This window comes from Burkholderia sp. Ax-1720, from assembly GCF_011753035.1.
GTDB classification, from domain to species: domain Bacteria; phylum Pseudomonadota; class Gammaproteobacteria; order Burkholderiales; family Burkholderiaceae; genus Burkholderia; species Burkholderia gladioli.
Window position 1 is genome coordinate 14,061 of sequence record NZ_VWWK01000096.1, and the last position, 13,179, is coordinate 27,239.

Below are 13,179 nucleotides of genomic sequence, written 5' to 3' on the forward strand. Positions count from 1 at the left end.
GCGGGACCTGTCGCAACAAGGAGTGTGTTGTGAACAAGATTGTCCCGCAAGGCGATAGCCATCCGCTGACGGCCGAACAAGCGCAACTGCTGGCGCAGTGGAATGCAACGGCGACGGATTATCCGGGCGAGAGCCGCGTTCATGAGTTGTTCGAGCAGCGGGTTGCCGCGCATCCGGAAGCGGTTGCGGTGGTGGAGGGTGGCGTTTCGGTCAGCTATGGCGAGCTGAATGCTCGCGCTAATCGTCTGGCGCATCGGCTGATCGGGCTTGGCGTGCGCGCGGGGGATCACGTAGCCATCTGCGTCGAGCGCAGCGCGGCGGCGGTGGCGGGGTTCCTGGCGATTCTCAAGGCGGGCGGCGCTTATGTGCCGCTCGATCCGGATTACCCGGAAGAGCGGCTGCGCTTCATGCTGGAGGACAGCGCGCCGGTGGCGGTGCTGCTGCAAGCTGATTTGCGCGATCGTCTGGATACGGGCGAATTGCCGGTGCTGGATCCTTCGGCCGAGGCGATTCAGGATTTGCCGGATCACGATCCGGTTGTTGCCGGGTTGGATTCACGCAGCCTGGCTTATGTGATCTACACCTCGGGCTCGACGGGCACGCCAAAGGGCGTGATGGTCGAGCATCGGTCGATTGCCAGGCTGGTGATCAAGAACGGCTATGCCGATATCGGCGCCGATGATCGCGTGGCGTTTGCCGCGAACACGGCGTTCGACGCGGCAACCTTTGAAATCTGGGCGCCCTTGCTCAACGGCGGGCGGCTGGTCGTGATCGATCGGGCGACGCTGCTGGCGCCGGCACGCTTTGCCGACGCGCTGGAGCGCGAACAAGTCAGCGTGCTGTGGTTGACGGTGGGTCTGTTCAACCAATATGCGAAGCCGCTGGCCAAGCAGTTCGCCGGCTTGCGTTACCTGATTACCGGCGGCGATGCGCTCGATCCGAAGGTGATGGCGGGCGTGTTGCGCGATGGCGCGCCGCGGAACCTGCTGAACGGTTATGGGCCGACCGAAACCACGACATTCGCGACGACTTACCGAATTGAATCCATCGCCAGCAACGCTCATTCCGTGCCTATCGGTCGCCCGATCGGCAATACGAGCACCTACATCCTCGACGAGCACGGACAACCTGTGCCGCCAGGCGTAGCAGGCGAGTTGTACATCGGTGGCGCGGGCGTGGCGCGTGGCTACCTGAATCGTCCCGATCTGACCGCTGAGCGCTTCATTGAGGACCGATTCAGCGATGAACCCGACGCGAGGCTGTATCGCACGGGCGATCTTGCTCGGTATCTGCCGGACGGCAATATCGAATACCTGGGCCGAAACGACGACCAGGTGAAGATTCGCGGTTTCCGTATTGAGTTGGGCGAAATCTCGGCGCGACTGGCTTCGCACGAGGCGATACACGAGGCGGTGGTGCTGGCGTTGCCGAACAGCGCCGGCGACAGACAACTAGTGGCGTATTACACGTTGCATGACGCCCAGGCACCGGTCACAAGCGAGCAGTTGCGCACGCATCTGATTGCGACGCTGCCTGAATACATGATCCCGGCCGCCTACGTGGCATTGGACATACTGCCGTTGACACCAAACGGCAAGATCGACCGCCGCGCCTTGCCCGCGCCGGACGAATCGGCCTATGCGCGCCGCGACTACGCAGCCCCCGAAGGCGCGCTGGAAAGCGAACTGGCGACGATCTGGCAGGACGTGCTCGGCTGCGAGCGAGTCGGCCGTCACGACAATTTCTTCGAACTGGGCGGCCATTCGCTGCTGGCGGTGACGCTGATCGAGCGGATGCGCCAAGCCGGCATATCGGCGGAAGTTCGCGTGCTGTTCAGCCAGCCGACGATCGCCGCACTGGCCGCTGCACAGGATGAACACGCCTCGGCAGCCGTGGAGGTTCCGCCGAACGCCATCCCGCACGACGCGGAGCACCTCGATCCCTCGATGCTGAGCCTGATCGAGCTGGACCAGCAAGAGATCGACGCCATCGTCGCTCGAGTGCCGGGCGGCGCCGCCAACATCCAGGACATCTATCCGCTCGCGCCCTTGCAGGAAGGCATCCTGTACCACCACATGAACGGCGCCGCCAGCGACCCTTACGTCCTGACGGCGGCGCTCACCATCGACACGCGCGAGCGGCTCGACGGCTTCATCGCGGCCCTGCGCGAGGTGATCGCCCGCCACGATATCCTGCGCACGGCGGTATTGTGGGACCACTTGCGCGAGCCCGTGCAAGTGGTCCTGCGCGAAGCTGTCTTGCCGATCGAGGAACTCGCGCTGTCGCCCGACGACGGCGCGATAGCCGCGCAACTGGCGGCGCGCGTCGATCCGCGCCGCTATCGGCTCGATGTTCGCGAGGCGCCGATGATGCGCCTACACATCGCGCGCGACGACGTCCAAGATCAGTGGCAGGTGCAATGGGTCTTCCATCACCTGATGATGGATCACACGGCACTCGAGCAGGTGCGCCACGAAATCATGGCGATCCTGGGTGGGCACCGCGAGGCGCTGCCGGCGCCGTTGCCGTTCCGCAACCTGGTGGCGCAAGCGCGCCTCGGCGTGAGCCAGGCCGAGCACGAGGCTTATTTCCGCGAACGTCTCGGCGACCTGGACGAACCGACGCTGCCTTACGGGCTGGCCGACGTTCAAGGCGACGGCAACGGCATCGCCGAGGTGCGCCATGCGCTGGCTCCGGTGCTCGGCGAGCAACTGCGCGCGCAGGCACGGCGGCTCGGCGTGAGCGTGGCGAGTCTGTTCCACCTCGCCTGGGCGCAGGTGCTGGGGCGTTTGTCGGGGCGCGAGGACGTGGTGTTCGGCACGGTCCTGTTCGGCCGCATGCAGGCCGGCGAGGGCGCCGACCGCGTGCTCGGCCTGTTCATCAACACCTTGCCGGTGCGCATCCGCCTGCACGACACGAGCGTCGTCGACAGCGTGCGCGACACGCACCAGGCGCTCGCCGGCCTGCTGCATCACGAGCACGCCTCGCTGGCGCTGGCGCAGCGCTGCAGCGGCGTGGCGGCGCCGCATCCGCTGTTCAGCGCCTTGCTGAACTACCGGCATTCGAGCGCCGGCGCGGCCGGCACGGGCAGCCGCGTCGAGCATGGCGTGGCGATGATGCACGAGGAGGAGCGCACCAACTACCCGCTGACGCTGTCGATCGACGACCTCGGCAATGGTTTCGACCTGGTCGTGCAGGCCGATCTGCGGGTGGAAGCCGCCCGCGTGGCCGGCTACCTCGATCGGGCGCTCGATGCCCTGGCGCATGCGCTGGATCGCGCGCCGGCCACCCCGGCGCGCGACCTCGATATCGTGCCGGACGCCGAGCGGGACTTGCTGCGCGGCTGGAACGCCACCGACACGGATTTCCCGCATCGGCAATGCATCCACGCCTTGTTCGAGGAACAGGCGCGGCTCACGCCGGATGCGATCGCCGTCGTGCATCAAGACGAGATCCTGAGCTATCGCGAACTCGACATGCGCGCCAACCGGCTCGCGCATCGCCTGATCGAACTGGGCGTGCGGCCCGACGATCGGGTGGCGAACTGCGTCGCGCGCACGCCGGCGATGATCGTCGGCCTGCTCGCGATCCTGAAGGCCGGCGCGGCCTACCTGCCGCTCGATCCGGCCTATGCCGGCGAGCGGCTCGCCTACATCCTGGCCGACGCCGAACCCGCCTTCGTGCTGGCCGATGCAGCAGGCCGCGCCGCGCTCGGCGAAGCGGCGCTGGACTCGCGCACGGTGCTCGACCCGAACCTGGTGCCGGAAGCGTCCGGGCTCGCTCCTGTCGTGGCTGGCCTGCACTCGCGCCACCTCGCCTACGTGATCTACACCTCGGGCTCGACCGGCCAGCCCAAGGGCGTGATGGTCGAGCATCGCGGTCTGGTCAACCTGACCCGCGCGCACATCGCCCGCTTCGGGATCCTGCCGACCAGCCGCATGATGCAGTTCGCCTCGCCCGGTTTCGACGCGAGCATCTGGGAGATCGCGATGACCTTGTGCGGCGGCGCCGCGCTGCATCTCGCGCCCGACAACGTGCGGCACGACCGTCACGCGCTGTGGCGGCATCTCGAGCGGCAGGCCATCACCCACGTCGTGCTGCCGCCGGCCTTGCTGCAGGACGGCGAGGACCTGCCGCCGCTGACGGTTCCCGCCACCGTGATCCTGGGCGGGGAGGCACCGAGCCCGGTGTTGCTGCGCTCGCTCGCGTCTCGAGGGCCCTTGTTCAACGCCTATGGGCCGACCGAATGCACGGTCTGCGCCACCACCTGGCGATGCCCGGCCGATTTCGACGGCGGCGCGGTGCCGATCGGCGCCCCGGTGGCCAATACGCGGCTTCATCTGCTCGATGCGCGCGGCCGGCCGGTACCGCTCGGCGCGGTGGGCGAACTGTATATCGGCGGAGTCGGGGTGGCGCGTGGGTATCTGAACCGTCCCGAACTGACAGCCGAACGTTTCATCGACGATCCGTTCAGCGACGAACCGGGCGCCCGCCTGTATCGCACCGGCGACCTGGCGCGCTTCCTGCCCGACGGCAACCTGGTGTACCTGGGTCGCAACGATCATCAGGTGAAGATTCGCGGCTTCCGGATCGAGCCCGGCGAGATCGAGGCTCAACTGGTGCTGCATCCTGCCGTGCGCGAAGCGGCCGTGCTGGCGATCGGCGAGGCGAGCGAGCGCAAGCTGGTGGCCTATGTGCTGGCCGATGACGCCGATCGGCAATTGGCCGTTTCGTTGCGCGCGCATCTGTCGGCACGCTTGCCGGACTACATGGTGCCGGCCGCCTTCGTCGCGCTGGATGCCTTCCCGCTGACGCCCAATGGCAAGCTGGACCGCCGCGCGCTGCCGGCGCCCGACGAGGATGCCTTCGCGCGCGAAGCCTACGAGGCGCCGCGAGGCGAGGTCGAAATCGCCGTGGCGGCGATCTGGGGCGAACTGCTCGGCGCGGAACGCGTCGGTCGTCACGATTCATTCTTCGCGCTGGGCGGGCACTCGCTGCTGGCGATGCGATTGATGAGCCGGGTGGCCGCGCTTGGCGCCGAGCTGCCGCTGGCCAGCCTGTTCGCGCAGCCGCGCCTGGCGGATTTCGCGGCCTTGCTGGCCGGGAAATTGAAGGAAGACCAGCCGGCCTTGCCGGCCATCACGCCGATCGAACGTGGTGGCTTGCTGCCGCTGTCGTTTGCCCAGCAGCGTCTGTGGCTGCTCGCGCAGATCGAGAACCTGAGCGCCAGTTATCACATCCCGATCGGCTTGCGCCTTGGCGGCGTGCTCGATGTGAGCGCGTGGCAGCAGGCGCTCGATGCCTTGTTCGCGCGCCACGAGGCGCTGCGTTCGGTATTCGCGAGCGTCGACGGCGAGCCGAAAGTGCGCCTGCTGGCTGCCGATAGCGGTCTGCCGGTGCAGCACCACGACCTGCGCGGGGTGGCCGATGCCGAAGCCGTGCTGGCACGTATCGAGGGCGAGGAGGCGCGTGCGCCGTTCGACCTGGCCGAAGGCCCGCTGATTCGGGGCCGCCTCGTCAGGCTCGCGGACGAGGAACATGTGTTCCTGCTGACGCAGCACCATATCGTCGCCGATGGCTGGTCGCTTGCCGTGCTGTGTCGCGAGCTGGGTGAACTCTATGCATCGTTCCGCGAAGGTCGCGGCAACACGCTGCCGCCGCTGGCGATCCAGTATCCCGACTACGCGGCCTGGCAACGCGAATGGCTGGCCGGCGAGCGTCTGCACCGGCAAGCCGATTACTGGCGCAACGCGCTGGCCGGCGCGCCGGTGCTGCTGGACCTGCCGACCGATCGGCCACGGCCGGAACGTCAATCGTTCGAGGGCGCGCATGTGCCGATCCGGATCGACGCGGCGCTGACCGAGGATTTGCGCCGCCTTGGCGAACGCCATGGCGCGACGCTGTACATGATCGTGCTGGCGGCCTGGAGCGCGGTGCTCTCGCGTCTGTCGGGCCAGGACGAGGTCGTGATCGGATCGCCGAGTGCGAGCCGCACGCGGCAGGAAACCGAGCCCTTGATCGGCTTCTTCGTCAATACGCTGGCATTGCGCCTGGATCTGTCGGGCGAGCCGGATACGGCCGCTTTGCTGGCGCGTGCGCGGCAAGCGGCCCTGGCGGCACAGGATCATCAGGACCTGCCGTTCGAGCAGGTGGTGGAACTGCTCAACCCGCAGCGCAGCCTCGCGCATACGCCGCTGTTCCAGGTGATGTTCGCCTGGCAGAACAACGAGGTCGGCGAATGGCGCTTGCCGGGACTCGACGTTTCCCTGATCGCCCCCGACTACGACACCGCGAAGTTCGACCTGCTGCTCGACCTGTCCGAGCATGAAGGCGGCATGAGGGGAACGCTCGGTTTTGCCTCCGCCTTGTTCGATCGTGAAACGATCGCGCGTCATGCCGGCTACCTGCTGTCGCTGCTGCGCGCGATGGCGGCCGATACGCGTCAGCCGCTGGAGCGCGTCGAGATCCTCGCGCCGGACGAACGCGAGCGCCTGCTCGGCCAATGGAGCGCGACGGCGACGCCGCGCCCTCACGAAAGCGCGGTCCACGAACTGTTCGAGCAACAGGCGCGTCTCACCCCCGACGCGGTCGCGGTGGTGCACGAGGGCGGCCGGCTCGGCTATGCCGAACTCGACGCGCATGCCAATCGCCTGGCGCATCGCTTGATCGAGTTCGGCGTGCATCCCGGCCAACGCGTGGCGATCTGCGTCGAACGCGGTGCCGCGACGGTGGCCGGCATCCTCGCGATCCTGAAGGCCGGTGCGGCCTATGTGCCGATCGATCCCGACCAGCCTGCCGAGCGGCTCGCTTATCTGCTCGACAACTGCGCGCCGGCCGCGATCGTGGCCGAGGCAGCCACGCAGGCACGCGTTGCCGCTTCGCCGGCGCCGTGCCTGTTGCTGTCGCTGGAGAGCGGGGCCGGGCACGCGCCCGCCATGCCGCCCGTCGTGGCGCGTCGTGCCGATGCCGCGGCCTATGTCATCTACACCTCGGGCTCGACGGGCATTCCGAAGGGCGTGGAGATGGGCCACGGCGCGCTGGTGAACATGATTCGCTGGCAGATCGCCCAGCACGCGGACGGCGCAGCGTTCGGGGCGCGCACGCTCCAGCTCGCCGCGCCCAGCTTCGACGTGTCGTTCCAGGAGATTTTCGGCACGCTGTGTTCCGGTGGCGAATTGCATCTGGTCAGGCAGGATCTGCGTCTCGACCTGCCGAGGTTGGCGCGCTACCTGGAGGCGCAGCGGATCGAGCGTCTCTACCTGCCTTACGTGACCTTGCAAGGCTTGGCGGAGACCATGACACGGGACGGCGACGCCGCCGCGGCGTCCTGCGAGGCCTTGCGCGAGGTGATCGTGGCAGGGGAGCAGTTGCGCATCACGCCGGCGATTGCCGCCTGGTTCGCCGGGCAGACGGCTTGCCGGCTGCACAATCATTACGGGCCGACCGAAACGCACGTGGTGACCGCCTATGCGCTGCCGGCCGATGTGTCGACATGGCCGGCGCTGCCGCCGATCGGCCGGCCGATCGACAACACGCGACTCTATCTGCTCGATGCGCACGGCCAGCCGGTGCCGTTCGGCGTGGCGGGCGAGCTGTATATCGGTGGCGCCTGCGTCGCGCGGGGCTATCTGGCGCGGCCCGAGCTGACGGCCGAGCGCTTCCTCGAGGATCCGTTCAGCGAGGAGCCGGGCGCCCGCCTATATCGCACCGGCGACCTGGCGCGCTTCCTGCCCGACGGCAACCTGGTGTACCTGGGTCGTAACGATCATCAGGTGAAGATTCGTGGCTTCCGGATCGAGCCGGGCGAGATCGAGGCTCAACTGGCGCTGCATCCTGCCGTGCGCGAAGCGGCCGTGCTGGCGATCGGCGAGGCGAGCGAGCGCAAGCTGGTCGCCTATGTGGTGGCGACTGCCGGCGGCGAGGAGCGGGGAACCTCTACCTCGCTGGCCGGTGAGTTGCACGCGCATCTGTCTGCACGCCTGCCTGATTACATGGTGCCGGCCGCCTTCGTCGCGCTGGATGCCTTCCCGCTGACGCCCAATGGCAAGCTGGACCGCCGCGCGCTGCCGGCGCCCGACGAGAATGCCTTCGCGCGCGAAGCCTACGAGGCGCCGCGAGGCGAGATCGAAACCGCCGTGGCGGCGATCTGGAGCGAACTGCTCGGCGCCGAGCGTGTCGGCCGTCACGATTCGTTCTTCGCGCTGGGCGGGCACTCGCTGCTGGCGATGCGGTTGATGAGCCGGGTGGCGGCGCTTGGCGCCGAGCTGTCGCTGGCCAGCCTGTTTGCGCATCCGCGCATGGCGGCGTTCGCCGCCGTGGTGGCGCGGCAGCTTCGTGAAGAGCAACGCGCCTTGCCGGCGATCGTGCCGATCGCGCGTGATGGTTTGCTGCCGTCGTCGTTCGCCCAGCAGCGGCTGTGGTTCCTGGCGCAGATCGAGGACGTCAGCGTCAGTTATCACGTGTCGCTGGCGCTTCGTCTTGCGGGCGCGCTCGATATGGGTGCCTGGCAGCGTGCACTCGATGTCCTGTTCGCGCGCCACGAGGCGCTGCGTTCGGTGTTCGTCAGTGTCGAGGGCGAGTTGAAGGTGCGTCTGCTGGCGCCGGATGCCGGCTTGCCGGTGCAGCACCACGACCTGCGCGGGGTGGCCGATGGCGAAGCCGAGCTGGCACGCATCGAAGGCGAGGAAGCGCGTGCGCCGTTCGACCTGGCCGAAGGCCCGCTGATTCGTGGTCGCCTCGTCAGGCTCGCGGACGAGGAACATGTGTTCCTGCTGACGCAGCACCATATCGTCGCCGATGGCTGGTCGCTTGCCGTGCTGGGTCGCGAGCTGGGTGAACTCTATGCATCGTTCCGCGAAGGTCGCGGCAACACGCTGCCGCCGCTGGCGATCCAGTACCCCGACTACGCGGCCTGGCAACGCGAATGGCTGGCCGGCGAGCGTCTGCACCGGCAAGCCGATTACTGGCGCAACGCGCTGGCTGGTGCGCCGGTGCTGCTGGACCTGCCGACCGATCGCCCACGGCCGGAACGTCAATCGTTCGAAGGCGCGCACGTGCCGATCCGGATCGACGCGGCGCTGACAGATGAATTGCGCCGCCTTGGCGAACGCCACGGCGCGACGCTGTACATGATCGTTCTGGCGGCCTGGAGCGCGGTGCTTTCACGCCTGTCGGGCCAGGACGAGGTCGTGATCGGATCGCCGAGCGCGAGCCGCACGCGGGAGGAAACCGAGCCCTTGATCGGCTTCTTCGTCAATACGCTGGCATTGCGCCTGGATCTGTCGGGCGAGCCGGATACGGCCGCTTTGCTGGCGCGTGCGCGCCAAGCGGCCCTGGCGGCACAGGATCATCAGGACCTGCCGTTCGAGCAGGTGGTGGAACTGCTCAACCCGCAGCGCAGCCTCGCGCATACGCCGCTGTTCCAGGCGATCTTCGCCTGGCAGAACAACGAAGTGGCGGATTGGCAACTGCCGGGCCTGCAGGTAACGCCGATCGATCCCGACTACGACACGGTCAAGTTCGATGTCGAACTGAACCTGTTCGAGCAGGACGGCGGCATCACCGGGATGCTCGGCTACGCCAGCGCCTTGTTCGAGCGCGAGACCGCCGGGAGATTCGCGGGCTATCTGTTGTCGCTGCTGCGCGCGATGGCGGCAGACACGAATCAGCCGCTGGATCGCGTCGATATCCTGGCTCCGGCCGAGCGGGAACGCCTGCTGGTGCAGTGGAATGCGACGAGGACGGATTATCCGGGCGAGAGCCGCGTTCATGAGTTGTTCGAGCAGCGGGTTGCCGCGCATCCGGAAGCGGTTGCGGTGGTGGAGGGTGGCGTTTCGGTCAGCTACGGCGAGCTGAATGCTCGCGCGAATCGTCTGGCGCATCAGTTGATCGGGCTTGGCGTGCGTGCTGGAGATCACGTCGCCATCTGCGTCGAGCGCAGCGCGGCGGCGGTGGCGGGGTTCCTGGCGATTCTCAAGGCGGGCGGCGCCTATGTGCCGCTCGATCCGGATTACCCGGAAGAGCGGCTGCGCTTCATGCTGGAGGACAGCGCGCCGGTGGCGGTGCTGCTGCAAGCTGATTTGCGCGATCGTCTGGATACGGGCGAATTGCCGGTGCTGGATCCTTCGGCCGAGGCGATTCAGGATTTGCCGGATCACGATCCGGTTGTTGCCGGGTTGGATTCACGCAGCCTGGCTTATGTGATCTACACCTCGGGCTCGACGGGCACGCCAAAGGGCGTGATGGTCGAGCATCGGTCGATTGCCAGGCTGGTGATCAAGAACGGCTATGCCGATATCGGCGCCGATGATCGCGTGGCGTTTGCCGCGAACACGGCGTTCGACGCGGCAACCTTTGAAATCTGGGCGCCCTTGCTCAACGGCGGGCGGCTGGTCGTGATCGATCGGGCGACGCTGCTGGCGCCGGCACGCTTTGCCGACGCGCTGGAGCGCGAACAAGTCAGCGTGCTGTGGTTGACGGTGGGTCTGTTCAACCAATATGCGAAGCCGCTGGCCAAGCAGTTCGCCGGCTTGCGTTACCTGATTACCGGCGGCGATGCGCTCGATCCGAAGGTGATGGCGGGCGTGTTGCGCGATGGCGCGCCGCGGAACCTGCTGAACGGTTATGGGCCGACCGAAACCACGACATTCGCGACGACTTACCGAATTGAATCCATCGCCAGCAACGCTCATTCCGTGCCTATCGGTCGCCCGATCGGCAATACGAGCACCTACATCCTCGACGAGCACGGACAACCTGTGCCGCCAGGCGTAGCAGGCGAGTTGTACATCGGTGGCGCGGGCGTGGCGCGTGGCTACCTGAATCGTCCCGATCTGACCGCTGAGCGCTTCATTGAGGACCGATTCAGCGATGAACCCGACGCGAGGCTGTATCGCACGGGCGATCTTGCTCGGTATCTGCCGGACGGCAATATCGAATACCTCGGTCGAAACGACGACCAGGTGAAGATTCGCGGTTTCCGTATTGAGTTGGGCGAGATCGCGGCGCGACTGGCTTCGCACGAGGCGATACACGAGGCGGTGGTGCTGGCGTTGCCGAACAGCGCCGGCGACAAGCAATTAGTGGCGTATTACACGCTGCATGCCGCCCAGGCACCGGTCACAAGCGAGCAGTTGCGCACGCATCTGTTGACGACGCTGCCGGAGTACATGATCCCGGCTGCCTATGTGGCATTGGACATACTGCCGTTGACGCCAAACGGCAAGATCGACCGCCGCGCCTTACCTGCGCCTGACGAGTCGGCCTATGCGCGCCGCGACTACGCAGCCCCCGAGGGCGCGCTGGAAACCGAACTGGCGGCGATCTGGCAGGACGTGCTCGGTTGCGAGCGAGTCGGCCGTCACGACAATTTCTTCGAACTGGGCGGCCATTCGCTGCTGGCGGTGACGCTGATCGAGCGCATGCGCCAGGCCGGCATGCGTGCCGACGTTCGCGTGCTGTTCAGCCAGCCGACCGTGGCGGCCTTGGCCCACGCGCAAGAAGAACGCGTATCGCCGGAAGCGGCTGTCCCACTGAACGCGATTCCACGCGACGCAAGGCACATCGCCCCCTCGATGCTGGGCCTGGTCGAACTGGACCAACACGAGATCGACGCCATCGTCGCGCAAGTGCCGGGCGGTGCCGCCAACATCCAGGACATCTACCCGCTCGCGCCGCTGCAAGAGGGGATGCTCTATCACCATCTCGCGCAGCAGGAAGGCGACGCCTATCTGCTGCAACTGCGTCTGGCCTTCGACAGCCGCGAGCGACTCGGGCGTTTCGTCGAAGCCTTGCAGGCCGTGATCGCGCGTCACGACACGCTGCGCACCAGCATCGCCTGGGACGGTCTGCGTGATCCCGTCCAGGTGGTCTGGCGCGAAGCGACGCTGCCGGCCACCGAGCTGGCGATCGATGCCGATTCGGGCGACGTGGCGAGCCAGTTGCCGCAGCGCCTCGACCCGCGCCACCTTCGCCTCGATCTGCGCCAGGCACCGCCGATGGCCGTGCATTACGCCCGGGACACGCGCAACGAGCGCTGGGTGATGGCACTGATGTTCCACCACATCGCACTCGACCACACCGGCCTCGAAGTCATGCTGGCCGAGGTCATGGCGCTACTGGACGACCGCCAGGCGCCTTTGCCGCCGGCCGCGCCTTTCCGCCACTACGTGGCGCAGGCACGACAAGCGGCCCGAGAAGGCCGCAGCGAAGCCTTCTTCCGCACCATGCTCGGCGACGTGGACGAGCCGACCCTGCCTTATGGGCTTTCCGAGATCAACGGCGAGGCGGACCGGCGGGGCGTCGCGACGCTGACCTCGCAGCGGCAGCTTGCGCCCGAACTCTCCACGCGGCTGCGCGCACAGGCGCGCCGGCTCGGCGTGAGCGTGGCGAGCCTGTTCCATCTCGCCTGGGGGCATGTGGTCGGCAAGCTGGCCGGCCGCGAGGATGTGGTGTTCGGCACGGTGCTGATGGGCCGCTGGCAGGGCGGCGAAGGTGTCGAGCAGGCGCTCGGCCTGTTTATCAATACCTTGCCGGTGCGGGTCGGCCTGGGCGAGGTGGGGGTGAACGAGGCAGTGCTGCGCACGCATCGCAGCGTCGCCGACCTGGTGGCGCACGAGCATGCCTCGCTGGTTTCGGCGCAACGTTGCAGCGGGGTGGCGGCGCCATTGCCGCTGTTCAGCGCGCTGCTGAACTATCGGCACAGCGCCGAGCCGGATGCTTCTGCCACGCCCGGCTGGCAGGGCATCGAGGTGCTCGACAGCGAGGAGCGCACCAATTATCCGTGCTCGCTGAACGTCGACGATCTCGGCGACGGTTTCCGCCTGACGGCTCAGGTGATCGAGCCTTATGACGCGACGCGTCTGGCCGCTTATGTCCATCGAGGGCTCGAAAGCCTGGTGGACGCGCTGGAGCAGGCGCCCGGCACGCCGATGCGCGATCTGGCGTGGCTGCCCGCGAGCGAGCAGGCGCAATTGCGGACCATCTGGAATCTCGACGAAGCCAGTCATGTGCAGGAGGGCACGCTGCATGGCTGCTTCGAGGCGCAGGCCGCGCTCATGCCGGAGGTGATCGCGGTCGAGTTCGAGAGCGAGCGCCTGAGCTACGGCGAACTCAATGCGCGGGCGAATCGCCTGGCGCATCGGCTGATCGCGGCGGGCGTGAGCAAGGACGATCGCGTCG

1 protein-coding gene is annotated in these 13,179 nt (G+C 67.3%); it reads left to right on the forward strand.

From position 1 onward, the window contains the following. Positions 1 to 29: 29 nt before the first annotated feature. Positions 30 to 13,179 (forward strand): non-ribosomal peptide synthetase (locus tag F3J18_RS23585; RefSeq protein ID WP_166914535.1); only part of this gene is annotated, 13,150 nt, incomplete at its 3' end.